Origin of the sequence: Ferrimonas futtsuensis DSM 18154, assembly GCF_000422645.1 — a bacterium.
GTDB lineage: Bacteria > Pseudomonadota > Gammaproteobacteria > Enterobacterales > Shewanellaceae > Ferrimonas > Ferrimonas futtsuensis.
In genome coordinates this window covers 139,049-162,281 of record NZ_AUGL01000010.1, presented here as the reverse complement: position 1 = coordinate 162,281, position 23,233 = coordinate 139,049, and the positions used below count along the sequence as shown (strand labels likewise).

The following is a 23,233-nucleotide window of genomic DNA, read 5'->3' as shown; positions in this document are numbered from 1 at the left end:
GGGTAACGATGGAATCGGGCTCTGACTACAAGGCTGTGGTTATCGGGGTGTCGGCCGGAGGCATGGCAGCCCTGGAGAGGATCCTGCCCAAGCTGAGGGAGGCGTATTCGTTGCCTGTGCTGATTGTTCAGCACGTGGGCCCGGTGGCCGACAGCTATCTGCCCATTCACTTCAGCATGCGCTGCGCCCTGCCGGTGTACGAGGCGGAGGATAAGCAGCCCATCGAAGCGGGTACCATCTATTTTGCTCCGCCCAACTACCACCTGATGGTGGAGCTGAAACACACCCTGGCTTTGAGCACCGAGGACAGGGTCAACTTCTCGAGGCCGGCGGTGGATGTGCTGTTTGAAACCGCCGCCGATGCCTATGGGCCTGGCCTGGTGGGGGTGATCCTCACCGGCTCCAACAGCGATGGGGCCGCGGGGATGGAAAGGATAAAACAAAGAGGGGGGCTGCTGGTAGTGCAAACCCCCGAGAGCGCGGAAGCGCCACAGATGCCGATGGCGGTGCTGGAGCGGGTCGAGGTTGACCACCAGCTGCCCCTGGATGAGATCGGCCACTTTTTAAATTCACTGAGTAGCGACTAGTTATGGGCACTCCCAAGATACTGATAGTGGACGACAGACCCGAGAACCTGCTGACTCTGGAGGGGCTGCTGGAGGGATTCGATGCCGAATTGATCCGAGCCACCTCCGGCGAGCAGGCCCTGGCTCATACCCTGGATCATGATTTTGCGCTGATCCTGCTGGATGTGCAGATGCCGGGGATGGACGGGTTCGAGGTGGCGGAGCTGATGCGGGGCAACAGCAAGACCAAGCACATCCCGATTATCTTCGTAACCGCCTCCTACAAGGCGTCGGAGCATGTCTTCAAAGGGTACGAGTCCGGTGCGGTGGACTATCTGCTCAAACCGCTGAACCCGATGATGTTCCGCAGCAAGGTTGGGGTGTTTCTCGAGCTGTTTGCCCAGAGGGAGGCCCTGTCCGAAAAGACCCAGGAGTTCGACCGAAAACTGGTGGAACTGGAGGAGCTGCAACAGCAGTTGGAGGAGACCAATGAGCAGTTGCTGATGCTCTCCACCACCGACGGCCTGACCGGCCTGCTGAACTGGCGTCGTTTCGATGAGCTGCTCAATGAGGAGTGGAAGCGGGGCAGTCGCACCAGGCGCGCCCTCTCCCTGGTGCTGATGGACATCGACCACTTCAAGGCCTACAACGACACCTACGGCCACCAGCTGGGGGACGATTGCCTGCGGGAGGTGGCTTCCACCCTGGTGAAGATCCCCATGCGCGCCATGGACAAGACCTCCCGCATCGGAGGCGAGGAGTTTGCGGTGTTGCTGCCGGAAACCGACTGTCATGGCGCCATGGAGGTGGCCAATCGCATCCGCGAGTGTGTCGACGCCCTGGACAAGCCGCACCGCAGTTCGCCCACGGCGGAGAACGTCACCATCAGTGTGGGAGTGGCCAGTATGGTGCCCACCCTGGATGATCCGGCCAGAAAGTTGCTGGAGATGGCGGACGTGGCCCTGTATGAAGCCAAGAGTGAGGGGCGCAACCGTTGCTGCTGTCATGAGTGCAGCCTGATGACCCCGGCCCAGGTCTCTTAAGCTTGCGGCAGATCAAACTTAGTGTGGTTCCTTGTCAGAGTGGGCGCTGATCGATTGTATGACGATTTTTAAATGAGTAATATTTTGCTCGTTTACTCATCGACGGAGCGTCCCATGTCCCAGTTTCTTCGCGCCGGTCTGCTGACCGCCTCCCTGCTCAGCGGTGCCGCCGGTGCCCACTTCCAGGAACTGATCCCCCAGTCCGATTCCCTGAATGCCGCCAGTGGTGGCCAGGTGCAGCTGGCACTGACCTTTACCCACCCAATGGAGCGTGGTCCGGCCATGGCCATGGGAGAGCCGGTGCAGTTTGGTGTCGTGGGTCCCCAGGGCAAGCAGGACCTGATGAATCGCCTTACCTCTGCTCAGGTGGATGGCAAACAGGCCTATCGGGCGGATTACCGGGTGACCCGCCCCGGCGACTACCTTTTCTATCTGGAGCCTGCGCCCTACTGGGAGCCCGGTGAGGGCAAGATGATCATTCACTACACCAAGGTGGTGGTGGATGGCTTCGGCGCCCTGGAGGGCTGGGATCAGCCCGTGGGCCTGCCGGTGGAGATTGAGCCTCTGAGTCGCCCCTACAGCCTGTGGACCGGCAACCTGTTTCAGGGCGTGGTACGGCAGCATGGGGCGCCGGTGCCCTTCGCCGAAGTCGAGGTGGAGTGGCGCAATGACGGCAGTGTCACCGCCCCATCCGACGGCTACGTCACCCAGGTGATCAAGGCGGACGCCAACGGGGTGTTCAGCTATGTGATGCCCAGAACCGGCTGGTGGGGCTTCGCGGCTCTGCTGGAAGCGGACGAGCCGATGACCAATCCCGAGGGCAAGCCGGTGCCGGTGGAACTCGGCGGCCTTATCTGGGTTCATGCCCGGGATATGAAGTAGGAGACAACCATGGCCCACATCCCTGACGGGGTACTCTCTCTGCCGGTACTGGCCGCCTCTGGGGTGGTGGCCGCAGGCCTGACCCTGGTGGCGGTGAAGCGGATGGATTACGACCGCATCCCCCAGGCGGCGGTGCTGGCGGCGGCGTTTTTCGTTGCTTCCCTGGTCACCGTACCCGTGGGCCCCTCCAGTGTGCATCTGATCCTCAATGGCCTGATGGGCGCCTTGCTGGGTTGGGCCGCGGTGCCCGCCCTGCTGGTGGCCCTGTGTATGCAGGCGGTGTTTTTCGGCTATGGAGGCCTGTCGGTGCTCGGGGTCAATGCCCTGAATCTGGCCTTGCCGGCGCTGTTGTGTGCCTGGCTGATTGCCCCCAGGCTGCGCGCCGCCCAGGGGCGTGCCGTGCTCTATTGGGGGGCCGCCGCCGGTGCCCTGGGAGTGGGGCTGACCGGTATCATGGTGATGCTGTCCCTGGTGGCCAGTGGCCCCGAATATCTGCCGGCGGGCCGGGTTATCCTGGTGACCTATCTGCCGCTGCTGCTGGTGGAGGCAGCGGTGACCGCCTGGGCACTGAGCTTTATGAAACGGGTGGCACCTGAGCTGCTGACCCCGGGAGAGAATGAATGAGATCTTGGATTCTGGGCCTGGCCCTGGTGATGAGCTGTGCCGTTCAGGCCCACCTGCTCAAGGTGTTTGCCTATGGTGAAGGAGGCCGGGTACACGGCAGCGTCTACTTCGCCGGCGGCGGTCCTGCCACCGGGGCCAGTGTCCAGGTGCTGGCCTTCGACGGCTCCCTGCTGGCCACCCTGACCCCGGATGAAAACGGCGAGTTTGTCTATCAGCCCGAAGAGCCCAGGGATCTTGAGCTGCTGGTGGATACCGGCGATGGCCATCAGGTCCGCTGGCCGGTGAGCGCCGATGAGATTCAGGGCGCACAGCCGTCTCCTCAGCCAGGCCAGGCAGACGAGCCTCAGGCATTGGATCAGCAACAGCTGCTGTCGATGATTGAGCAGGCGGTGGCCCGCCAGGTGGGGCCACTGCGTCAACAACTGCAACAGGCCGAGGACAGAGCCAGGTTGTCTGACGTCGTCGGCGGACTGGGGATGATCTTTGGCATCGCCGGAGTGGCGATGTGGTGGCGGGGACGTCGGTGAACGACGGCCTCTGGCTCAAAAGCCAGCAGCCCCGCTGGCTGGAGCGCAGTGACCCCAGGCTGAGGGTGCTGTGTGCCCTGGTGTTGCTGACGGTGACCCTGGGCCTGAGTCACCCCCTGCCTCTGGCGCTTTCCCTGGGGTTTGCCCTTAGCCTGGTGCCTCTGGTGGGCCTCTCCTTCAAGGCCCTGTTCAAACGCCTGCTGGCGGTAGAGGGGCTGATGGTCCTGCTGCTGATCTCCCTGCCCTTTACCCTGCCCGGAGAACCCCTGTGGCAAGGGCTGGGCCAGACCCTAACTGCCGAGGGTCTGGAACGAGCCCTGGTGGTGCTGCTTCGTGCCAACACCATGGTGGTGGGGATGCTGACCCTGCTGGGCAGCATGGAGCCTGAGCGGCTGGGTCACGCCCTGGCCCGTCTGGGGGTGCCGGACAAACTGGTGCACCTGTTCCTGATGACGGTGCGCTACCTGTTCGTGCTGCTGGAGGAGTACCGGCGCTTGCGTCAGGCGATGCGAGCCCGAGCCTTCAAGCCTGGCAGTAACCTGCACACCTGGCGTACTCTGGGCTGGCTGATTGGTATGATGCTGATCCGCTCCATGGAGCGATCCACCCGGGTGCTGGCCGCCATGCGTTGTCGTGGTTTCCAGGGGCGCTTCTATCTGATCCACAAAGGCGAGTGGCAGGCGATGGACAGTCTGCACCTGGCCCTGTTTACCTCCCTGGCCCTGAGCCTGAAACTGCTGGAGACCCAGTTATGAGTCACCCACTGATTGAACTGCGCGATCTGGCCTTCGGCTACGGAGAGCGTCCCGTATTTCAGGGAGTGAACCTGACCCTGAATCCTGGCGAGCGCCTGGCCCTGGTCGGGGGCAACGGCGCCGGTAAGTCCACCCTGCTGCAGCTGATGGTGGGGCTGCGCCGCCCCCGAGAGGGACAGGTGCTGGCCTTTGGTCAGCCCTGTGGTGACGAGGCGGACTTTCACCAGATGCGCAGCCAGGTGGGGCTGCTGTTTCAGGACTCCGACGACCAGCTGTTCTGCCCGACGGTGATCGAAGACGTGGCCTTTGGTCCCCTCAATCAGGGGATGGACCAGAAGGAGGCCACCGCCCTGGCCAGGGAGACCCTGGCCAGCCTGGGGCTGGAAGCCTTCGCCGATCGCATCACCCACCGCCTCTCCGGCGGCGAGAAGCGGCTGGTGGCCCTGGCGTCGGTACTGGCGATGCGTCCCAGAGTGTTGCTGCTGGATGAACCCACCAATGGCCTGGATGAACAGGCCCAGCAGCGGCTGCTGGACAGGCTTCAGGGGCTGGATCTGGCGATGATCCTGGTCTCCCATGATAAATCGGTGATTGAGAAACTGGCCAATCGGGCGGTGATTCTGCAGCAGGGGGAGTTGCTGGAGGCGGTGATGCACAGCCATCCCCATCAGCACACCCACAGCCATCTGCATATCCACCCCAAACGGGAGCTGGAGAGCGACCACAGCCATCCCACCCCGGCCCACAGCGACCACCACAACGCCGGCAATTGAGCCTCTGGCCGCCACAGTCTTGGTGGTGGCCCTTCCCTTTCCCAGCAGCCGTTTCCGCTGAACCCGGGTCGTTAGCCGGATCACCTTTCTCACTGAGTAACTGGCATATGCCAGTTACTCGCGCTAAGGTTATTGGCATATGCCAGATATGAGGTGGATATGCCCAGACCCAAACTCACCCGCAAGGTGCGCTGCTGCGCCCCTTACAGCTTGTACAAACCCAATGGTGTGCCCGGCAAGGAGCTGACCAAGGTGCCCCTGGGCGCCGATGAACTTGAGGCGATGCGCCTCACCGACATGGAGGGGATGAGCCAGCAGCAGGCGGCGGAGGCGATGGGGGTATCCCGGCAGACCCTGGGCAACATAGTGACTTCGGCACGCCGCAAGGTGGTGTCTGCCCTGATTCGGGGCCAGGCGCTGGAGATGGAGTCGAGCTTGCCCTTCCCTGAAGAACAAAAGGAGCAGTAGTTATGGCCATTGCCATGCCAGTAACCGACCGGGCCCGGGTGGCCGGACACTTTGCCAAGGCCAACGCCTTTGCGGTCTACAGCGATGAGGGACAACTGGTCCGCATCGACAACAGCCAGGACGGAGGTTGCGGCCAGAAGAAGCGCCTGGTTAAGGTGTTCAAGGAGATGCAGGTCACCAAGGTGGTGCTGCGCAACATCGGCGAGCGCTCCCTGGCTCGTCTGCTCAATGCCGGCATCGAAGTGGAGCGACTGACCCGGGGCGCCACCATCGCCCAGGTGTTGGACGGCAGCATCGCCACCAACCCGCTGACCGATGCGGCCCAGGGGCGCCCCTGCAAGCCCAAGTCCAGCAAGTGCTGTGGCCATAAGAGCCCGCCGAAGCTGCTGGAGACCGCCCCCGGTGCGCTCAGCAGGGCGGATGGGGCCCTGCCCAAGATCAAATTGAACTGATTACCCTTTCGGTAAGTCGCCATGGATGGCGCTACTGGGTGCGCACATCCTCGCGCACCAGCTTTTCCAGGATCCCCCTGAGCAGGCGTTGCTCCTGCTCGCTGACCCCCTCGAAAAACTGAGTCTGGACCTGCTTGAGCAGGGGCGTACAGGCGAGGTTGACCCGTTCCCCCTCCTCGGTGAGGCTGAGCATGCGAGCCTTGCGGTTGGCGTCGCTCTTACCGGCGCAGATAAGGCCCCGCTTGATGCAGTTGTCCACCAGTCGTTTGGTTACCGACCTGTCTCGCTTGAGCACGTCCGCCAGTTGCTGTTGGGGGATGCAGCCCAGATGGTTGAGCACCTTCATGGCGCCGACCATCTCCAGGGTGATGTCAAACTCCTGCTGCAATCTCTGGGTGCAGATGGCCCGGTACTGTTTCTGGGCCAGGGACATGATGAAGGTCAGGCTGTTATCCAGCTCCGGAATGGCGGTGATGGTTCTGTTCATGGTGCCTCTGATGGTAGAGCAGGTTTCCCAGGGTCAGCAGTAGCAGCAATACCAGGGTCAGTTGCCAGCCCCGCTGCAGGGTGTCCACCAGGCCAAACTGGTTGGGGCCGACATAGAGCTGAATGGGCAGGGTGACCCCAAGCAGGGCGTCTCCATGGAGATCTTTATCCGGCCCCTGAGTTGAGCCAATCTGATAGGCGATGGCCAGGATCAGCAGGCCCAGGGCCAGTCCGTAGAAGGGTAACATGGTTTGATGGCCCAGCAGCAGCACCATGAAGATCATCGCCAGGGCGCAGCCGCCCACCTGGGCGATAAAGCGTACTCTGAGGACCTTGAGGTAGCTGTCCTGGCTGACCTGGGCGGCGGCCAGGATCAGCGGCACCATGCAGAAGGTGGCCGACAGCATATCCACCATCATCAGAAATCTCTGACCCAGCCCCAGCAATACCACAAAGTTCATCCTCTGCCGATAACTGACCGGCTTCTCGGGGGGCGGGGCACCTTTAGGGGTGTGTGGGGGGGGGAACAGCATGGCAAACAGCTTCATTACCACCAGGGTGATGATCATCGAGAGCAGGATCTCTTTGAAGCGGTTGACCATGTCGAAACTGCCGCCCTGGGCAAACACCACCACGATCACCCAGTTGAACACCGGCATGATCAGTGCGCCGATGCGGGCGGGTTGGGTGGCGCGTTTGCGCAGCTGATCGAACAGCAGCAGGCTCAGGGCCCACACCACATAAGGGTGGTCACTGAACAGTTCCACGGTGATCAGGGCGGCAAAGCTGGCCAGCAGGGCGGGACGAAACTGGCTGACCAGGCCTGCCCAAGAGTAGTCCCTGGCCTTGGTGACCGCCAGTACCGGAAACAGGGCCAGGTAGACCGGTGAGGTGAAGTCCAGGTAGCGCCCCAGCAGCATGCACAGGGTGACCGTGCCGGTGATGCGCAGTATCTGGTTCCAGTCGGTGGCTTGGTTCATGTCGGCCTCAGTAGATGTAGCGGAACAGGGCGATCACATCCATCCAGGCGCCCGCCACCTGGCCCCAGAGGCTGTCGTCCCGGCGCACCATGACGCTGGCCTTGGCACCGGAGATCAGGGCGGGATCCAGATCCGCCACCCGGATGCGGGTGCGAACCTTCTGCTGTTCTCGGATCCAGCGGTTGTCGTTGGTGACGTCCGCCAGGCCGGCGGTATCGCTGGAGGCGTCGTACACCGCCTGATCCCGGTTGATGATCTCGCCTTGGAAGCGGTGTCCCGGCAGGGCGTCGAACACCACCCACACCGGCTGGCCCGGCTGAAGGTAGCGGCCACCCTTTTCGTTGAAGTCGGCGTAGACCCAGGGGCGTTGGCCGTCCACCAGGAAGATCACCGGGGTGCCGGCGCTGAGGTAGCTGCCCTCACTGAGTTGCAGGTTGGTGACCCGGCCCTCGGTGGGGGAAAGGATGCGGGTGCGCTGCAGATCCAGCTCCGCCTTGGACAGTTTGGCCTGGGCCAGAAGGATGGCGGCGTCGCCCTCCTGCTCCGACAGCTGGGCCTCAAGCCGGTGAACCTCCGCCTGGGCGGCGGCCACCGCCGCGTCGGAAATAGTGGCGGCGTTCACCGAGTCATCCAGTTGCTCCTGGGTCACCAGTCCCCGCTTCACCAGGGTCTGGTGGCGCTCAAGGCGAAGGTGATCATTGTTGGCCTGCTGACGCTTCTGCGCCAGGGTGAGGTGCGCCACCTCCAGCTCCTGCTGACGGGCCAGATGATCCTGCTGAGCCTGTTTGAGGTCTGCCTCGGCCTGGGTCACCGCCAGCTGATAGCTGCGGTCATCCAGGGTCATCAGGTGGCTGCCGGCGGACACCTTTTGGCCATTGTGCACCTCAACGGCGATCAGGTTGCCGGAGACCTCCGGGGCGATGTTGGCGACGCTGCGATGCAGCTCGGCCTGGGTGGTAAAGGGCGCCTGGGTGTCGCTGCCCATTAGGAACAGGGCGAATCCCAGGGTAAGGCTGAGCACCAGGTAGAGACTCCACTGGTATGGGGTTTGACTCATTTTTTGTTTCACCTACAACAATTTTGGTTGCAGCATAGCATACGCGCTGGGGCGTGAAAAAAACGTTTTCTGAGGAATCGCTGTGGGGAATTGGGTATCTTGGCTGAAGAGGTGCAATTTCAAGGAGAGTGCCATGGCGCGCAAAACGGCGTTGCTGTTGATACTGGCTCTGGCGGGGTGTGGTGGGCTGCAGGGTCATGATAGTCAACCTCAGGCTCCCGTCGGGGCAGCATCGAGTCCGCCGCCGTCGCCGCTGCCGTTGCCTGCCCTGACGTCGGATCAGGCCAGGGTGGAGCGGGTGCTGGGGATGGAGGGGGACCGATTGTGGCTCTCTCTGTCGGCGCGTCCCGCAGGCATCGAGCCCCAGGTGCTGCTTACGCCCCGGGGGATGAGGTTGCCCTCGGTGGCGGGCCAGTGCCCCCTAGAGCGCAACCTGGCCCGGGCCCTGGTGGTGTTTCTCAATGAGCGTCTGGCGGGGCAGGTGATGGTTCTGGAGGGGATGGCCCTCACCGATACCGGGATGGTGGCCGATGTCACCCTGGATGGCCGGTCGCTGCTGCAGCGGCTGGACGCGGAGGGGCTGGCCCGTCCCGCAGGCAGTCCGGGCTGGTGCCCCTGAACAGGGGCTTTGCCGGGAGTGTATTGGCCGCCGTCCTAAGCCAGGGGCAGAGTGAAGCGGAACTCGGTGCCCTGCTGGACCTTGCTGGAGACCTCGATGCTGCTCTTGTGCAGGGCCAGCAGGCGCTTGGTGATCGCCAACCCCAGCCCTGAGTGAGCCGCATCGCCGCGAATGGAGTTGGCTGCCTTGTAGTGGGCATCGAAGATGTGCGGCAGGTCCGAGGCGGGGATGCCGATGCCCGAGTCACTCACCGACACCTTCACCAACTGGTCATCCTGCAGCAGCTGGATGCGGATGCTGTCCCCTGAGTGGCAATGGCGCAAGGCGTTGTCCACCAGGTTGGTGAACACCCGCTCCAGTTTCTCGATGTCCGCCGCCACCTGCAGGCCGGGATCCTTGGGGGAGACATCCAGCAGCACCTTTTTTGCCTCGGCGGCGGGGCGGTACTTCTGCAACACGTCCTGCACCAGCTCGGCAATGCTCACCGATTCGATTCTCATGGGCACCTGGTCGCTCTCCAGCCGGGCCAGCTCCATCAGCTGATCCACCATCTTGTGAATCTTGGCGGCGTTCTGCTGGGCGATCTCCACATAGGCGGGATCCGGTTGTTGTCCCTTGCGCTGCTGCAGCATCCAGGTCTCCAGGTAGCCCTGGAGCGAGGCCAGGGGCGTGCGCAGGTCATGGCTGACGTGGGCCAGCAGTTCGCGGCGCATCTCATCGACGCTCTTCACCTTGCGGTACTGCAGCTGCAGACGGTGGGACAGGGTGTTGAATGCCTGCTCCAGCTGGCGGACCTCCCTGGCGGCGCCTGGGGTATTCAGGGCCAGGGAGGGGGTCTTGAATCCCTGGGTTTCCATGGCGCCGATGGCGTCACTGAGCCGGCTCAGGGGGCGGGTCAGCCAGGCAAACAGACCCAGGGTGGACGCCAGCAGGAACAGGGCGCCGCTGCCCAGCATCAGCAGGGCGAAGGGCAGCCAGGCACTGTCCGCCACCTGGGCAGCCACCGAGTCGTAGATCTCACCGTTGATAATGATGTAGAGGTAACCCAGCATCTGCCCGTCGATCATCACCGGGGCCACGGAGAAGACCTTCTCGCGGATGGGATCCCTGGGATCCGGTCCCCGCAGGGGCAGGGTCGACTGACCCGCCAGGACCTGCTCTATGGCGGCGGTGGGGATGCGCTTGCGACGAATCTTCTCCGGCGGGGCGGAGTAGTTGAGCAGTGTGCCGTCGGGGGCGAGCAGGTAGAACTCGAACCCTTTGCCCAGGATCATCATGTTGTGGAAGGCTCGCTCCACGGCGGCCGGGTCCGGTTTACCCTCGATGAACAGTGGGCCTTCATGGACGATGTGCTCCGCCAGGGAGAGGTGCAGCTTCTGGGTCACCTGCTCCTGAAAGCTGGCGTCCAGTTGACGGCTCAACTGCACCAGCATCAGTCCCAGCAACAGGAAGCTGACCATCAGGACCAGGGCAAGCCTGGAGAACAGGGAGTTAATCGGAAAGCTTGTCATTGAACTTGTATCCTACGCCCCACACGGTAAGCACATACTCGGGGTTGGCCGGATCCTGCTCCAGCTTGGCCCGCAGACGGTTGATGTGGGAGTTGACCGTATGCTGATAACCACTGTGCTGATAACCCCATACCGATTCCAGCAGTTGTTCCCGGCTGAACACCCGGCCTGGATGGCGGGCCAGGTAACAGAGCAGATCGAATTCGGTGCTGGTGAGCTCCACATTTCTGCCCGACAGCCGAAGTTCACGGCGCTCCGGATCCAGCTGCAGCGGCCCAAATGTCAGGGTTGCCGCAGCGGGCTGGTGGTTCTGGCGACTGAGCTCGGCCCGCCGCAGGTGGGATTTTACCCTGGCCTGCAGTTCGCGGACGCTGAAGGGCTTGCTCAGGTAGTCGTCGGCGCCGCTCTCCAGCCCCACCACCCGGTCCACTTCGGTGTTGCGGGCGGTGAGCATCATGATGGGGGTGATGCACCCCTGTTGGCGCAGGGTCTGACACAGGGTGAGGCCATCCATGCCGGGCAGCATCAGGTCCAGCACCATGAGGTCGAACTCGCCGCTGTGGGCCAGTTCATACCCCTCCCGGCCATCCCTGACCCTCACCACCTCATGGTTCAGGGCCTCCAGGTTCAGCGACACCAGGGCATTGATGTCCTCGTCGTCTTCGATCACCAGCAGTCGTGCCATCATCGGATCTCCCTTGCCTGCCGCCAAAAGGGGCGACAGGCAAGTAGACCGGGGTTAGCGGGTCCGCATTACAGTGAGGCGAGCCACCGGAGCGTCGAACTTGTGGCGGCCGTCCAGAGCGGATTCGGCAAAGCCGTCCTGGTTGCCCACTACGCCCGGGTGGCGGGCCACAAAGTCCACGTCGTCCCGGGTGGCGTCATAGCCTGCTCCGCCCCCTGCCGGGCCCGGAATGGTGGCCGCCAGTTCGGAGTTGGCCTCGGTGCCGGCGTCGTACACCGGCAGGTTGACGGTCATCGACTGCCCTACCGCCAGGCCGGAGAGGTCCCAGCCATTGATGCCGGCGAAGGCGTCATTGGTGTTTACCAGCATGGTGGCCGAGGTCAACTGCATCTCCTGCCCCGCGTCCAGAGTCAGGGTCAGGCTCTGGGCCGCCCCCGGCGCCAGGATGCCCTCTGCGGCGGCGGTGGCGCTCGCCCCGTCGGTGGTGGCGGTGGTCAGCCAGTCACTGCCGTCCCCCCCTTCCGCCAGAACCTCGAGCGGCCCGGAGGCGGCTTCGCCAATCTGCCAGCCGGCGATGCTGCCGTCGTGGAGGTAGGCGGCCAGGGGCGACATGGGCTGGGCGGCGGTGAGGTTGGTCACCGTGACGTCAAAGCTGACCATCTCGGCTGGCGGAGGCGTGGTGTTGTTGTCATCGTCGTCGTGGCAACCCACCAGCAGGACGGTGGCCATCAGGCCCAGGGTAAGTGTGCGCTTCATGGCGGCCTCCTTACTCTGCTACGGTGACGGTGATGCGGGCCACAGGGTTGAGCCAGCGGTGGATGCGGCTGTCGACATCACTGATGTCGCCGGTGGCATTGGTGTCACCCAGATTGCCGCGGTGAATGTGGACCTTGGCGTTGGGCTCATCCATGGTGACGCCGGTGGCACCGCTGCCGCCGCCGGTTCCCGGAATGGCGGGCATTCCTGGGGTGCCGGGTGCGCCACCCGCTCCGGCCACCAGAACCTCGTCGTTGGCTTCGGTCCCGGCATCGTAGGCGTTCAGGTTGATGGTGTAGCTGCCCGGCTCAGAGGGGATGGGCCAGCTGTCCAGGCCCACAAAGCCGTCGTTGCTGGGCAGGATCATGGCGGTCAGTGACAACACCATCCCCTCGGTTACGTTCTCCAGGGTGGCGCTGGTGCTGGCGGCCGGGGCCAGCAGGCCGGCGGCGGGATTCTCTGCGGAGACGGCGCTGATGCTGTTGGCTATGGCCACCAGGCCGCTGATGTCCCCCCCTTCAGCCATGGCGGCCAGTTCAGGAGAGGCATCGGTGCCGGACTGAAACAGGCGGTACTGACTGTCATGGGCGGTGATCAGCAGCGGGGTAAAGTAGATCCCCTGGGTCAGGTTGGTGACCTCCAGGGTCAGGGTTTGTGCCTGGAGGGCGGGGGCGGCCAGCAGAGCGGCCAGGGCCAGAGGCTTGATTGTCATGGTCTTCCATCTCCTGCTTGATTGAGTCAATTCAGTCTAGAGAGCAGGTATCAAGAGGCTTTCACGGATTCATCACGATTTCATCACAATTGCGTTGGGCCGCTGTGATGGAGATTGGTCATTCCAATTACCACTATTTATGACTCAGTAATCAAAACGTCTAATTGACTAAACGGAAAGGTGGAATAAATTGCGCCAGTGAATATCAGCTGAGAAATAAATTAATAACCCCTCTGGGTTAACGTCCTGAGAAATATGTTAATTAAATAAATGGCGTGCTATTTTAATCCTTCGTGGGATCCTTGGCTGATCGGCCCGGAATGATTCGAGTCACTACTGACTTTGCGCCAGCGTGGGGCGTTGAACCCCATTGGGGCGGGATTCTCTGTTTTCGGCACTAAGCAGATTTCCAGTTACTGGCATTCAGTATACCAAATTGGGCGATCACCATGAGATCGACGCTCCAGGGCAGGAGGTCGATTATGTCTGAATTTTTAAAGTTAACGTGCTAACGCTCAAACTTTTTGTTTTTGGCTTTCATTAAACGTGGCGTAGCTAACATTCGAGCGTGTTTTTCAAGCGTACAGTGGGTCCAGATTTGCGTTTTAAGGAGTTCATTGATATGGAGCAGGAAGCTAAGTCCGGGCTCAATTCTAGCCATTGGGCTTCGCCGGTGCACGCCCGTTTCCGCCAACGGGATCAGGCACTGTTGCGATTGGGGGAGAGTCTGGTGAAGGAGCAGGGTATTGTCTCTTTCCGCTTCTCCGAGTTGGCACCCCGTGCTGGGTGCAGTGCAGGGACGCTGTATAAGCACTTTAACTGTAAAGAGGACCTGCTGGTCGCCATCTTCGCCAAGCATGTGGAGCTGTTGACCGAACGTCAGCCTGAGCTGATGAATGCGGACCTGAACCATGCCGAACGTTGGCTGGCGATGCACCTCTACGGCGCCATGGCCGTGGCCCACACCAGCTGGTCTCTGGGTTTCAACGCCCTGGCCGGTGCTGAGGGGATCGTGGACAAGGTGAGTGATTATCGTCTGCAGGAGATGCAGATGTTTGTGGATCAGGCCTGTTCTACCGCCAAGCGGGTGGTGGAAGCGGCTCGTATTGAAGGACAACTGGTGTCCGATGATCAGGAGATTGAGGTGGCCCACGCCACCATGGTGGCGTGCCAGCGTGGTGCGACGACCATGATCAACAACCCGATGATCGCCCAGAACCTGAATTTCAACCAGATCCACAAGTTGTATGACAGCCTGGCGTTGATCACCGGGACCCTGAACTGGCGGGTGGGTCTGCTCCCTGAATCCCGCGATCGGGTGATCAAGGCGGTGGAAGAGCAGTTAATCGCACTTGAGCAGGAGCACGACCTCTCTGCGGTATTCTAGGCAGCGTGGCGGCTGCCCCGGGTCAGATTGGCCGCAAATTCCGGTCGACTGGCCAGCAGCCGCTCTCTCTGCTCTTCGCTGAGCTGCCCCTCGGGCAGCCTCAGTACCTTCCGAGTCAGTTTCCCCCTGGCCATGGCGGTGATCTTCAGCGGCGCCACCGGCCCTTCAATTGCATACTCTTCAACTGAACCCGCACGAGCGAGAATGCCGGACTCCATCAGGGCACTGACGCCGTGGTGATTCAACGGCATGGGCACGCTGCCACGAGCCTGCAGGATAAATTCACGAAGGATGGCCCGCTCGGTGTTGTCCAGGGTCTGTACCTTCTCCTCCATCAACAGCTTCTGCTGGGCGGCAATCCGCTGCTGCATGATGCGGCCGAAGATGAGGCGTCCGGCCAGGGTGGCCAGATAGGCACAGCTGGCGACCACCGCCAGACCCAGCCAGGAGGCGTAGTCGGTTACCCACTGTTGCAGGTAGAGCGATTGCGCCCACCGCACCGGCAACCACAACAGCGCCAGGCTGGTGACCAGCAGCCACAGGGCCAGCTTATACAGAGGGGCGTTGGTCAGGGCATGGATCTGAGAATCCTGACTTACCATGGTGGTGAGTCCTCGCGTCGAAAAATTGGCGGAAACGGGCATTCCTCATTATAAAGCAAAAGGGGTGCCAGCTTACAGGTTGTGGCTGCTGCCCTAGCTCGGGTTGACCAGGGGCTCGACCTGAATGGCGTTGCCGTCGTTAAACACCTTACTGGGACCATACTCCCTGGCACTGGTGAGATTCTGAGTGCCGATCTCCACTTCCACCTGGGGGTAGAGGTTGTGGGTGATGCTGACGGCCACCCGGTTGAAGAAGCTGGCCAGCTTGTCATCGGTTTCCGACAGCAGCAACTGGGCTTCGGCGAGTCTGGCGCTGTTCTGCTGTTGTGCCTGGGTGAACTGGGCCACCAGCCGTTTGCGCTCCTCATCGGTTTTGTCTTTGGCCATCGAGGCTTTGTTGACCGCCTGACGCAGCTTGTAGCTCTGGGCCAGCAGGGCTTGCTCTTGCTGATGGTACTCCTTGGCCATGGCGCGCAGCTGTTGAACCCCGAGGCCGGCACGAATGCGGCTCTGGGTGGCAGCGCGGGATCCCAGGTTGATGCAGTTTACCGAGTGGGTGACCTGGGTCAGGCCACCGACGATGTCGCCTTTCTTGCCATTGGGCACGCCCACGGTGAGGTTGTTGCCACTGTGGGACTGGCAGTGCACCAGCTGGGTCTGCACCAGGATGTCGCCGCCTGCCTTGAGATGGGCGTACTGGGCGAAGGCCACGTGGATCTCTCCCTCCGCCTCCAGGGAGGTGCTCAGCTTGTGGTTGTCCACCAGCCGGCCGATCACGCCCTTGCCGACGACAATGTCGCCGCCGGCCCTGAGCAGCTCTCCATCCACAAAACCGTTGACCGTGATGTCGCCACCGGCCTGAACCCGCATCTCTTCATCCACATTGCCATTGATCACCACGTTGCCGTGGTAGTTGATGTGACCGGTGCCGACGTTGACGTCCTTCAGAGTCAGGACTTCGACAATTTCCAGTCCATCCTTGGTCTCCTTGGGCTGGCCATCGGCGCTGGCCAACAGCAGGTTGGGGTCGGTGTCGGCGGTGGTGGTGCCCTTGCCGGCTTTCAGCTTACGATCCTTGCCGGGTTTGGCCTTGAGCACTTCACCGATGACGTTATAGCCGTCGATTCCAGGCTCGGCGTCGTGTTTGCGCATCACCTCGTCACCCGCCTGAACGGTGACAATCTCCCCCAGGTCGCGCATATCCACCTTGCCATTGTCCAGAACTCTGGGCGACATCAGCCGTTCACGGTTGAGTTTGACCAGGCGCTCCAATAAGGCGTCCCGGCCGTTTTGGGCGGGTCTGCCTTTGGCGATGGTGGCGCTGATGCTCTCTCCGGGGGAGGCAGATTCCGCCTGTTTCAGCAGGGTGTTGATGGCATTTTTCAGCAGACCGTTCTGAATGGCGAGAGTCTGAAGCTCCTGAACCAGCTCCTTGAAGCCGATACGGCGACCGCCCTGGGGAGAGGTCAGGGTGGCGGTGACCTCCATCTTGTCGGTGGAGAGGTTGAGCTTGCACTCGCCATCCACCTTCATCGCCAGAGGGACACGCTGCACCTGAGCCTTGTTGGCGCCCTTGGCCTGGTGCTTCAGCAGCTGCAGAGCCTTGCGAACATCGTTGTCGAGGAAGGCGCATTGGCGATAGGGAGAGTTGTCCACCAGAGACTTAAGCTGGCTCAGATCCACTTGAGCATGCTTTTCTGGGGTGAGATCCACACAGAGGGTCTGGTGTTCTTCGTCGAAAAAGAGGAGGTCCGGTCCTATCATTGCGCCATTACTTTTGCTAATTAGGCGAGTTCAGCGAGTATACCGGATTGTTGACAATGGGGAATAGCAAAAAGCCCCGACCATGGGTCAGGGCTCAAAAATTTGGTGCAGAAGGAGAGACTTGAACTCTCACGTCCTAACGGACACTAGCACCTGAAGCTAGCGCGTCTACCAATTCCGCCACTTCTGCAAATATCGAATAATCGATTCAGGTCTTATTTTTTTTGTCGGCTCACCATCTCAAAGAGAATGGTGCAGAAAGAGAGACTTGAACTCTCACGTCCTTGCGGACACTAGCACCTGAAGCTAGCGCGTCTACCAATTCCGCCACTTCTGCTCTGCGTTTCGTCATCGGTGCGGAGGGGCATTATAGAGAGTTTCCGAGCCCCGTCAACACCATTATCCAATTAGTTTTTCGTTCGAGCAAATTTTAATCCGAAACTCTGAGATCAGAGTAGATTTTGAACTTATTGTCTTGTGCGGCGATGTTGACCCTGCCGAAGGCCTTTTCCAGGGCATCGCCGTAGGGCAAATGGTGATTGGCCACAAACAGCAGCCGCCCTCCGGGTTTCAGGTGTTTACGGGCCCCCGCAATAAAGGCCTCGGCGGTGGCGAAGGTCTGTTTACCGGCGTGATGGAAGGGGGGGTTGGAGATGATGAGATCGAATTCGCCCTGCACATCACTGAACCCATCGGACGGATAGACTTTCCCATTCAGGCCGTTGGCGGCCAGGGTGGCCTGGCTGCAGGCCAGGGCAAAGGCGTTGATGTCCACCATCTCCACGTGGGTCTGAGGCGCCCTGGCCTTGATGGCACTGCCGATGATGCCGGCACCGCAGCCAAAGTCCAGTACCCGGCCATCCAGCTCCGGCAGATGCTCGAGAAGCAGGGCGGTACCCGCATCCAGCTCACCCTGACTGAACACCCCGGGCAGGGCGCACACCTCGACGGCGGGATCCCCGGCGTGGTAGGCCGCCGTGGCGTTGAGCTCCGGCAGAGCCGCAGTCTGGCTGATGCCCATCAACATCTGGCAGTGGGCGCCGGTGGCGTATTTGCTCACAGGATCGAAATGGGCCTTCATCAGTTTCGGGGCGCTCTTGATCCCCCCCTTGTTGTCGCCCACCAGGAAGCAGGGGGTGCCCTCCGGCAATCGGGCGGCCAGCCACTGCAACAGGTGACTGGCCAGTGCCTTGGTGCCGGGCAGCACCATGATGGCGGCGTCCACCTGAGGCAGACCTGAGTCCAGGTCGCAGCCGAAATGAAGATCGCTGACCTTGAGAGCCGTCAGGTGGCGGTGGACCAGGTAGTCGTGGGTCAGGGCGGTCACCGTCATTCCCTGCCGTTGCAACTGAGGAATCAGGCCATCTGCCATGGGATTCAAAATCAGCAGGCGTGGGCCGAGTTCGTCGGCGTACTTCTCTATCAGGCGGCTTGGGTTGGTCAGGATCATGGTGCTAGGGGCCGAGTAAAAAGGGGCGCCAGTATAGCATTGTGCTGGGTTCTTGCCTGTAGTTGCGGAAGTTCGACTAATTTTCAGTCTGTTCCGGGTGAGGCGAATCCCTGTTCTACACTAAGTTTCATAGGTTGTTCTTCGGAGCAGGTTCGGTAATGGATTTGCGGCGAGTTGCCCTGCTCAGCAGGGCACGGCTCGCTGTCCTTCAGGAGAGACGATGAGCCGTTCTAAGGCCCTTCCTTTTATCAGTCTTCGCTGGAAATTTTTGCTGGTGCTGACGGTGATCATGACCCTGCTGACTCTGTTGTTGGGGCAGCTGGCTCTGCGTCACTTCGATCAGCAGCGGGCGCTGTTCCTGACGCAGCAGACCGAGTTTCTCCAAAGGGATTACGGCCAAACCCGCGAGATGCTGATCGGGCAGCTGGCGTCGGTGGGTCGGGTGCTGGAACAGAGACTGGCTCGCCAAGGGGATCCTCTCGCCGCATTGAGGGAGCAGTGGCGCGAGCTGCGTGGTCTGTGGCACCTCTCCGGCATGCACCTTCATGATATCCAGGGGGAGAATCTGCTGTCACTGGGGGGGTACCCTCTGCCGAAGGACAGATGGCTTGATGCCCTGGAATCCAGAGACCAGCAGCTGAGCCGTGCCCGCTGCCGACCCGGCTGCATCCTCGAAGTGGCCATGCCGGTTCCCATTCAGGGGAAACTGCACATTCTGGTGCTCTCCACGACCCTGGCGCGGATCCCCGAGATCCTGGCCGACCATCATGACATCGAACTGGCGATCCTCGGACCCACCCAGGAGAGCAGCCTCAATCCCTGGAGTCGCCCCATACTCAGCCTGACCCACAGGGAGAGCAACTACCCGGTACTCAGCGCAGCCGCCTCTCGGGTGAGCCTCGAGCAGTTGTCTGAGAAGCCGTGGATGGTGGAGCTGGGCGGGCGCCACTGGAGCCTGTCCCGCTGGCCCATCGATGGCGACCACCAGCTGCTGCTGTTCAGTGATGTCAGTGATCTGGAGCTGGGACTGCAATCCTACCTGAGGGACATGGCGGGCCTGATGCTGCTGTGTGTGCTGGTGGCCGCCCTGCTCGGCGGCTGGCTGTTCTGGCGGCCGCTGAAACGGATCCAGGCGCTGCAGAAACTGCTGCCGCTGCTGCCCAACCGTGACTACAAGCGATTCCGCAAGAGGCTGGCCACCGGAGGCGCGAGGTTTACCGATGAGGTGGACTCCCTGGAGCAGGCGGTGGGCGAGACCGCCACCCAGCTGGAGAAGCTTCATGAGGAGGTGGACAGGTACACCCATGAGTTGGAGCGGCTGGCGATGATGGACACTCTCACCGGCTTGCCAAACCGAACCATGATGCACCACGAACTGAGCAAGTCGCTCAGCAGCCTGGGCCGAACCGATGAGAAGATCGCCCTGCTGTTCCTGGACCTGGATGAGTTCAAGCGGATCAACGATACCCTGGGCCATGATGTGGGGGACGAGCTGCTGAAAACCGTGGCCAACCGCCTGAAGAAGAGTGTGCGCTCCATGGATACGGTCTGCCGCCTGGGCGGTGATGAGTTTACGGTGATCATCCGTGGTCTGGGAGAGGGGGCGAATATCCATCGCATCATCCACCAGATCTTTGTCTCGCTGCAGCAGCCGGTGCAGCTGGGGCGCCACACCCTGATTGTCACCACCAGTATCGGCGTGGTGTTCTGCGATAACCCCATGGAGCGTCCTGAGGAGCTGCTCAAGCGGGCGGACCTGGCGATGTATCAGGCCAAGCAGGCGGGACGCTCCAACTACCGGGTGTTTGATGACCAGATGCTGGAGTTGGCCAGCCGCAAGCTGATGCTGGAGGCGGACCTGAGGCTGGCCCTGGAGGAGGGGCAGATCGCCATCAGTTTGCAGCCCATTCTCTCCATCCGTGAGCAGAGGGTGGTGGGGTTTGAATCCCTGGTGCGCTGGTATCACCCCAGCCGGGGTCTGCTGATGCCGTCTGAGTTTGTCAAGGACCTGGAGGGGAGCAGCGAAATACTGGCCCTGAGCGACTGGGTGCTCAAGCGCAGCCTCAATCTGTTGCTGAAGTTGACCAAGCTCTCCGGGAACCGGGATTTCTATATCGCGGTGAACCTCTCGCCCCACCAGTATCTGCACGCCAGCCTGGGGCACCGAATTGAAACCCTGCTGCAGGAGCTGCAGGTGGCGCCAAACCGTCTGTTGCTGGAACTCACCGAGGAGAGCCTGATCAAGAACCTGGAGCAGGCGATGACCACCATGGAACGGCTCAAGGGGATGGGGGTGCGCATCGGCATCGACGACTTCGGTACCGGCTACTCCTCCCTGAGCTACCTGAAACAGTTGCCCTTTGACGTGCTGAAGATCGATGGCAGTTTCGTGCGGGATCTGGACAGTTCGGATGTGGACCGCAATATCGTCAGTTCGGTGATCGACCTGGCCCACAACCTTCGCCGTTCGGTGATAGCCGAAGGGGTGGAGAGCCACGATCAGTTGCAGTACCTGCTGAAGGCGGGTTGCGATCATGCCCAGGGCTACCTGTTTTCGCCGGCCCTGGATGAACAGCAGGTGGTGGAGCTGATACGTCAGCTGGGCAGCACCCTGGAGTGGCAGCGCATTGAGTCGCTGCAGGCGGTGTTCCACCCCTTGAGCGGCAGTCGTAATTGAGCCGGTTTGAATCACGTCGACCTAGAAAAAAGCCCCGGTTTACCGGGGCTTTTGCATGTTGTTGTCGCTTAGCGCTGAGCCAGGCGGGCCTCGATGGCGTCGAACAGCTTACCGGTGATGTCCACCTCGAACGCCGCTTCGATTTCGCGGATGCAGGTGGGGCTGGTGACATTGATCTCAGTGACCTTGTCGCCAATCACGTCCAGGCCGACGAAGATCAGGCCTCGACGCTTGAGCTCAGGCCCGATGGCCCGGGCGATGGCCCAGTCACTGTCGGACAGGGGGCGGGCTTCGCCCCGGCCACCGGCGGCCAGGTTACCCCGGGTCTCGCCTCCCTGGGGGATGCGGGCCAGGCAGTAGGGCATAGGTTCGCCATCGATGATCAGGATGCGCTTATCGCCCTCCTTAATCTGGGGCAGGTAGTTCTGCACCATGGTGTAGCTGCTGCCGTGGCCGGTGAGGGTCTCGATGATCACCCCCATGTTGTCCCCCTCCGGTTTGATGCGGAAGATGGAGGCGCCGCCCATGCCATCCAGCGGCTTGATGATGATGTCCTCGTGCTTGGCGTGGAAGCGGCGGATGCGCTCGGCGCTGCGGGTCACCAGGGTGTCGGCGGTGAACTCGCTGAACCAGGCGGTAAACAGCTTTTCGTTGCAGTCCCTCAGGCTGGAGGGCTTGTTGACGATCAGGGTGCCCTGCTCTTCGGCTCGCTCCAGCATGTAGGTGGCGTAGATGTACTCGGTGTCGAACGGCGGATCCTTGCGCATCAGGATCACGTCCAGATCGGCCAGGGGGCGTTCTAGCGCTTCCCCTAGGGAGAAGTGGTTGTCCTGTTCGTTGCGTACGGTCAGTGGGCTCATGCTGGCCAGGGCTTCACCCTGATCCAGGAACAGGTCTGCCATCTCCATGTAGTGCAGCTCGTAGCCGCGCTCCTGGGCCGCCATCAGCATGGCAAAGCTGCTGTCCTTCTTCAGGTTAATCTCTGCGATGGGGTCCATCACTATGCCGATTTTGATCACGCTGTACTCCTTTCTAGCCCAGATCGCCGAAGCGGGTCTGCAGGGCGGTAATGGCGGTCAGGGCGGCGGTTTCCGTCCGCAGTACCCTGGGGCCGAGTAGAATGTCGGTAAACTGGTGCTGGCGGGCAGATTCAATCTCTTCCGCGCTCAGTCCCCCTTCGGGGCCGATCAGCAGCCTGGCACGCGCCATGGGGGCGGGCAGGGTCTGGATGCTGTAATCCGCCCTGGGGTGCAGGTTGAGTTTGGTGGCCGAGGTTTCCTCTGCCAGCCACTCCTGCAGCTTCATCACCGGCCGTACCACCGGGATGGTGTTGCGGCCACACTGTTCACAGGCGCTGATGACAATTTTCTGCCACTGGGCCAGCTTCTTGTCCAGGCGGTCCCCCTGGAGTTTTACGCCGCAGCGTTCTGACCACAACGGGGTGATGGTGTTCACCCCAAGCTCCACCGATTTCTGGATGGTGAACTCCATCTTCTCGCCGCGGGAGATCACCTGTCCCAGGTGCAGATTCAGCGGGGACTCACGGTCATCGGCCAGTTGCTCCAGCACCCTGACCTCCACCTGCTTCTTGCTGGCGGCGGTGATTTCGGCGGGGTAGGTGTGGCCATCGCCGTTAAACAGCTCCAGGGCCTGGCCGGACTGCATCCGCAGCACCCGACCGACGTGGTTGGCCCCGTCCTCTGCCAGAGCCACCAGATTGCCTGGGACCAGGGGGCCGGGTTGATAGATTCTAGGGATTCGCATTGGCTTCCAATTGTTGGCATTGCTGAACCAGGTGGGGGTTAGGCCACCCCTGCTGCTGACTGACCAGGCGGTGGCGTTCGCACTCCAGGGCGGTGACCGGATAGAGCCTGTCCCAGCTTTGCATCAGCTTCTGTTGAGATCCCGATAGCTTAACCCGATATTGCTCCTGCATATAGAGGTAGGTGCGGGCAATGGCACCGCGGGCACGCTCCGGGGGCTGGGCCTTACGCCCCTTGAAGTCCACCACCATCTCGCAGTGACCGTACTGGAAAGGGGTCTGTCCCATGTCGGTGAAACGGTAGTGGGCCCGATCGCCGTTGACCTCCCCCAGGGCGGGCACCAGGTTGTGCATGTCCGCCTCCATTGCTTTGAATCTTTTATCTTTTCTGCAGTTCTTGCGCCCCCCCTCCTGCCAGCACTGCAGCTGGTGACCGAAGGCCCAGGCGGGCATTACGTGCTCCCACTCGATGCGACTGGCGCGGGTTGTCTGTTTGCGCACCCGGTAACCGCAGCTTTGCAGATCCGGCAACAGTTTTTTGCCCTGGCGGCGGTAATCGCAGCCGCAGTAGAAGGTGGTGGCGCCGGGAAGATGGTCATAAACCGACACCAGCTGTCGCTTGGCGGCGTTGAAGCTGGTGGGGGCCGCCGCGACAGACGCGGAGGCCAAAAGTAAAAACAATAGTGATTTCATTT

The 23,233-nt window shown here is 61.6% G+C and carries 25 protein-coding genes and 2 tRNA genes; 12 read left to right on the top strand and 15 right to left on the bottom strand.

The features are described 5' to 3' along the window. The first annotated feature begins 8 nt into the window (after positions 1 to 8). The 9 genes from G505_RS0109005 to G505_RS0108965 all read left to right on the top strand — a co-directional run bounded on the left by G505_RS0109005 (position 9) and on the right by G505_RS0108965 (position 6,090). Complete coding sequence (locus G505_RS0109005; RefSeq protein ID WP_028109259.1) at positions 9 to 587, top strand: chemotaxis protein CheB; 579 nt, start codon at positions 9 to 11, stop codon at positions 585 to 587. Between the two features lie 26 nt (positions 588 to 613). Further along, positions 614 to 1,609 carry a diguanylate cyclase gene (locus tag G505_RS21105; protein WP_245568350.1) on the top strand — a complete coding sequence of 332 codons (996 nt, stop codon included), beginning with the start codon at positions 614 to 616 and terminating at the stop codon, positions 1,607 to 1,609. A 114-nt stretch (positions 1,610 to 1,723) separates the two neighbouring features. Beyond that, positions 1,724 to 2,491 carry a DUF4198 domain-containing protein gene (locus G505_RS0108995; RefSeq protein WP_028109258.1) on the top strand — a complete coding sequence of 256 codons (768 nt, stop codon included), beginning with the start codon at positions 1,724 to 1,726 and terminating at the stop codon, positions 2,489 to 2,491. Between the two features lie 9 nt (positions 2,492 to 2,500). Beyond that, entirely contained in the window at positions 2,501 to 3,115 is a 615-nt protein-coding gene (gene cbiM, locus G505_RS0108990; protein ID WP_028109257.1) for a cobalt transporter CbiM, read from the top strand. After that, complete coding sequence (locus tag G505_RS0108985; RefSeq protein WP_028109256.1) at positions 3,112 to 3,642, top strand: hypothetical protein; 531 nt, start codon at positions 3,112 to 3,114, stop codon at positions 3,640 to 3,642. Before cbiM ends, G505_RS0108985 begins: the two co-directional genes overlap by 4 nt. After that, the gene (gene cbiQ, locus G505_RS21100; protein ID WP_051216021.1) at positions 3,639 to 4,397 is read left to right on the top strand and encodes a cobalt ECF transporter T component CbiQ; all 759 of its coding nucleotides are present in this window, start codon (positions 3,639 to 3,641) and stop codon (positions 4,395 to 4,397) included. Before G505_RS0108985 ends, cbiQ begins: the two co-directional genes overlap by 4 nt. Next, on the top strand, positions 4,394 to 5,170 hold the full coding sequence (locus tag G505_RS0108975; protein ID WP_028109255.1) for an energy-coupling factor ABC transporter ATP-binding protein: 777 nt from the start codon (positions 4,394 to 4,396) through the stop codon (positions 5,168 to 5,170). Before cbiQ ends, G505_RS0108975 begins: the two co-directional genes overlap by 4 nt. Before the next feature lie 159 nt (positions 5,171 to 5,329). Continuing rightward, complete coding sequence (locus tag G505_RS0108970) at positions 5,330 to 5,638, top strand: DUF134 domain-containing protein (RefSeq protein WP_028109254.1); 309 nt, start codon at positions 5,330 to 5,332, stop codon at positions 5,636 to 5,638. Between the two features lie 2 nt (positions 5,639 to 5,640). Next, positions 5,641 to 6,090, top strand: coding sequence for a NifB/NifX family molybdenum-iron cluster-binding protein (locus G505_RS0108965; RefSeq protein ID WP_028109253.1), 450 nt, complete (start codon positions 5,641 to 5,643; stop codon positions 6,088 to 6,090). Positions 6,091 to 6,121: 31 nt separating this feature from the next. On the opposite strand, the gene G505_RS0108960 is transcribed toward G505_RS0108965, so the two are convergent. The 3 genes from G505_RS0108960 to G505_RS0108950 are packed head-to-tail and all read right to left on the bottom strand — an operon-like array spanning position 6,122 to position 8,613. Further along, entirely contained in the window at positions 6,122 to 6,577 is a 456-nt protein-coding gene (locus tag G505_RS0108960; RefSeq protein ID WP_028109252.1) for a MarR family winged helix-turn-helix transcriptional regulator, read from the bottom strand. Then, complete coding sequence (locus G505_RS0108955; RefSeq protein WP_028109251.1) at positions 6,540 to 7,556, bottom strand: DUF2955 domain-containing protein; 1,017 nt, start codon at positions 7,554 to 7,556, stop codon at positions 6,540 to 6,542. The genes G505_RS0108960 and G505_RS0108955 overlap by 38 nt, the downstream gene beginning before the upstream one ends. A 7-nt stretch (positions 7,557 to 7,563) precedes the next feature. Then, positions 7,564 to 8,613: an HlyD family secretion protein gene (locus G505_RS0108950; protein ID WP_028109250.1), complete on the bottom strand. Its 1,050-nt coding sequence runs from the start codon at positions 8,611 to 8,613 to the stop codon at positions 7,564 to 7,566. A 133-nt stretch (positions 8,614 to 8,746) separates the two neighbouring features. Here G505_RS0108950 and G505_RS0108945 point away from each other — a divergent pair, with 133 nt between their 5' ends. Further along, on the top strand, positions 8,747 to 9,232 hold the full coding sequence (locus tag G505_RS0108945) for a hypothetical protein (RefSeq protein WP_028109249.1): 486 nt from the start codon (positions 8,747 to 8,749) through the stop codon (positions 9,230 to 9,232). Between the two features lie 35 nt (positions 9,233 to 9,267). Here G505_RS0108945 and G505_RS0108940 read toward each other — a convergent pair whose 3' ends face one another. The 4 genes from G505_RS0108940 to G505_RS0108925 are packed head-to-tail and all read right to left on the bottom strand — an operon-like array spanning position 9,268 to position 12,896. Further along, positions 9,268 to 10,743 (bottom strand): sensor histidine kinase, encoded by a 1,476-nt coding sequence (locus G505_RS0108940; RefSeq protein WP_051216020.1) that lies wholly within the window; start codon positions 10,741 to 10,743, stop codon positions 9,268 to 9,270. Next, positions 10,724 to 11,431, bottom strand: a complete 708-nt coding sequence (locus tag G505_RS0108935) for a response regulator transcription factor (protein WP_028109247.1) — start codon at positions 11,429 to 11,431, stop codon at positions 10,724 to 10,726. The genes G505_RS0108940 and G505_RS0108935 overlap by 20 nt, the downstream gene beginning before the upstream one ends. 51 nt (positions 11,432 to 11,482) lie before the next feature. Further along, positions 11,483 to 12,184 (bottom strand): spondin domain-containing protein, encoded by a 702-nt coding sequence (locus G505_RS0108930; RefSeq protein WP_028109246.1) that lies wholly within the window; start codon positions 12,182 to 12,184, stop codon positions 11,483 to 11,485. 10 nt (positions 12,185 to 12,194) lie between these two features. After that, positions 12,195 to 12,896 carry a spondin domain-containing protein gene (locus G505_RS0108925; RefSeq protein WP_028109245.1) on the bottom strand — a complete coding sequence of 234 codons (702 nt, stop codon included), beginning with the start codon at positions 12,894 to 12,896 and terminating at the stop codon, positions 12,195 to 12,197. A gap of 622 nt (positions 12,897 to 13,518) precedes the next feature. On the opposite strand from G505_RS0108925, the gene G505_RS22430 reads away from it, so the two are divergent. Beyond that, positions 13,519 to 14,283: a TetR/AcrR family transcriptional regulator gene (locus G505_RS22430; RefSeq protein ID WP_028109244.1), complete on the top strand. Its 765-nt coding sequence runs from the start codon at positions 13,519 to 13,521 to the stop codon at positions 14,281 to 14,283. Here G505_RS22430 and G505_RS0108915 read toward each other — a convergent pair. The 5 genes from G505_RS0108915 to G505_RS0108895 all read right to left on the bottom strand — a co-directional run bounded on the left by G505_RS0108915 (position 14,280) and on the right by G505_RS0108895 (position 18,099). Next, entirely contained in the window at positions 14,280 to 14,885 is a 606-nt protein-coding gene (locus G505_RS0108915) for a superinfection exclusion B family protein (protein WP_028109243.1), read from the bottom strand. The genes G505_RS22430 and G505_RS0108915 overlap by 4 nt on opposite strands. Positions 14,886 to 14,978: 93 nt before the next feature. After that, positions 14,979 to 16,649 (bottom strand): flagellar assembly protein A, encoded by a 1,671-nt coding sequence (locus G505_RS21090; protein WP_051216019.1) that lies wholly within the window; start codon positions 16,647 to 16,649, stop codon positions 14,979 to 14,981. A 103-nt stretch (positions 16,650 to 16,752) separates the two neighbouring features. After that, positions 16,753 to 16,839, bottom strand: a tRNA-Leu gene (locus G505_RS0108905). Between the two features lie 60 nt (positions 16,840 to 16,899). Further along, positions 16,900 to 16,986, bottom strand: a tRNA-Leu gene (locus G505_RS0108900). A 93-nt stretch (positions 16,987 to 17,079) separates the two neighbouring features. Then, a complete protein-coding gene (locus tag G505_RS0108895; RefSeq protein WP_051216018.1) occupies positions 17,080 to 18,099 on the bottom strand; it encodes a methyltransferase in 1,020 nt (339 codons plus the stop codon). A gap of 220 nt (positions 18,100 to 18,319) precedes the next feature. On the opposite strand from G505_RS0108895, the gene G505_RS21085 reads away from it, so the two are divergent. Next, positions 18,320 to 20,776 (top strand): putative bifunctional diguanylate cyclase/phosphodiesterase, encoded by a 2,457-nt coding sequence (locus tag G505_RS21085; RefSeq protein WP_051216017.1) that lies wholly within the window; start codon positions 18,320 to 18,322, stop codon positions 20,774 to 20,776. 68 nt (positions 20,777 to 20,844) lie between these two features. Here the strand turns inward: G505_RS21085 and gshB are convergent, their stop codons facing one another. From gshB to G505_RS0108875, 3 genes are read right to left on the bottom strand one after another with little or no spacing between them, the layout of a single operon-like run. Beyond that, positions 20,845 to 21,795, bottom strand: a complete 951-nt coding sequence (gene gshB, locus G505_RS0108885) for a glutathione synthase (protein ID WP_028109241.1) — start codon at positions 21,793 to 21,795, stop codon at positions 20,845 to 20,847. A gap of 13 nt (positions 21,796 to 21,808) precedes the next feature. Further along, positions 21,809 to 22,540 (bottom strand): 16S rRNA (uracil(1498)-N(3))-methyltransferase, encoded by a 732-nt coding sequence (gene rsmE / locus G505_RS0108880; protein WP_028109240.1) that lies wholly within the window; start codon positions 22,538 to 22,540, stop codon positions 21,809 to 21,811. Continuing rightward, on the bottom strand, positions 22,527 to 23,219 hold the full coding sequence (locus G505_RS0108875) for an endonuclease (protein ID WP_425402174.1): 693 nt from the start codon (positions 23,217 to 23,219) through the stop codon (positions 22,527 to 22,529). The genes rsmE and G505_RS0108875 overlap by 14 nt, the downstream gene beginning before the upstream one ends. Positions 23,220 to 23,233 lie beyond the last annotated feature (14 nt).

What these genes read in the sequence shown, in the direction of transcription:
- G505_RS0109005 (WP_028109259.1), top strand. Translation starts at nt 9, where the DNA reads ATGGAATCGGGCTCTGACTACAAGGCTGTGGTTATCGGGGTGTCGGCC.
- G505_RS0108995 (WP_028109258.1), top strand. Translation starts at nt 1,724, where the DNA reads ATGTCCCAGTTTCTTCGCGCCGGTCTGCTGACCGCCTCCCTGCTCAGC.
- cbiM (WP_028109257.1), top strand. Translation starts at nt 2,501, where the DNA reads ATGGCCCACATCCCTGACGGGGTACTCTCTCTGCCGGTACTGGCCGCC.
- G505_RS0108985 (WP_028109256.1), top strand. Translation starts at nt 3,112, where the DNA reads ATGAGATCTTGGATTCTGGGCCTGGCCCTGGTGATGAGCTGTGCCGTT.
- G505_RS0108975 (WP_028109255.1), top strand. Translation starts at nt 4,394, where the DNA reads ATGAGTCACCCACTGATTGAACTGCGCGATCTGGCCTTCGGCTACGGA.
- G505_RS0108970 (WP_028109254.1), top strand. Translation starts at nt 5,330, where the DNA reads ATGCCCAGACCCAAACTCACCCGCAAGGTGCGCTGCTGCGCCCCTTAC.
- G505_RS0108965 (WP_028109253.1), top strand. Translation starts at nt 5,641, where the DNA reads ATGGCCATTGCCATGCCAGTAACCGACCGGGCCCGGGTGGCCGGACAC.
- G505_RS0108960 (WP_028109252.1), bottom strand. Translation starts at nt 6,577, where the DNA reads ATGAACAGAACCATCACCGCCATTCCGGAGCTGGATAACAGCCTGACC.
- G505_RS0108955 (WP_028109251.1), bottom strand. Translation starts at nt 7,556, where the DNA reads ATGAACCAAGCCACCGACTGGAACCAGATACTGCGCATCACCGGCACG.
- G505_RS0108950 (WP_028109250.1), bottom strand. Translation starts at nt 8,613, where the DNA reads ATGAGTCAAACCCCATACCAGTGGAGTCTCTACCTGGTGCTCAGCCTT.
- G505_RS0108945 (WP_028109249.1), top strand. Translation starts at nt 8,747, where the DNA reads ATGGCGCGCAAAACGGCGTTGCTGTTGATACTGGCTCTGGCGGGGTGT.
- G505_RS0108940 (WP_051216020.1), bottom strand. Translation starts at nt 10,743, where the DNA reads ATGACAAGCTTTCCGATTAACTCCCTGTTCTCCAGGCTTGCCCTGGTC.
- G505_RS0108935 (WP_028109247.1), bottom strand. Translation starts at nt 11,431, where the DNA reads ATGATGGCACGACTGCTGGTGATCGAAGACGACGAGGACATCAATGCC.
- G505_RS0108930 (WP_028109246.1), bottom strand. Translation starts at nt 12,184, where the DNA reads ATGAAGCGCACACTTACCCTGGGCCTGATGGCCACCGTCCTGCTGGTG.
- G505_RS0108925 (WP_028109245.1), bottom strand. Translation starts at nt 12,896, where the DNA reads ATGACAATCAAGCCTCTGGCCCTGGCCGCTCTGCTGGCCGCCCCCGCC.
- G505_RS22430 (WP_028109244.1), top strand. Translation starts at nt 13,519, where the DNA reads ATGGAGCAGGAAGCTAAGTCCGGGCTCAATTCTAGCCATTGGGCTTCG.
- G505_RS0108915 (WP_028109243.1), bottom strand. Translation starts at nt 14,885, where the DNA reads ATGGTAAGTCAGGATTCTCAGATCCATGCCCTGACCAACGCCCCTCTG.
- G505_RS21090 (WP_051216019.1), bottom strand. Translation starts at nt 16,649, where the DNA reads ATGATAGGACCGGACCTCCTCTTTTTCGACGAAGAACACCAGACCCTC.
- G505_RS0108895 (WP_051216018.1), bottom strand. Translation starts at nt 18,099, where the DNA reads ATGATCCTGACCAACCCAAGCCGCCTGATAGAGAAGTACGCCGACGAA.
- G505_RS21085 (WP_051216017.1), top strand. Translation starts at nt 18,320, where the DNA reads ATGAGCCGTTCTAAGGCCCTTCCTTTTATCAGTCTTCGCTGGAAATTT.
- rsmE (WP_028109240.1), bottom strand. Translation starts at nt 22,540, where the DNA reads ATGCGAATCCCTAGAATCTATCAACCCGGCCCCCTGGTCCCAGGCAAT.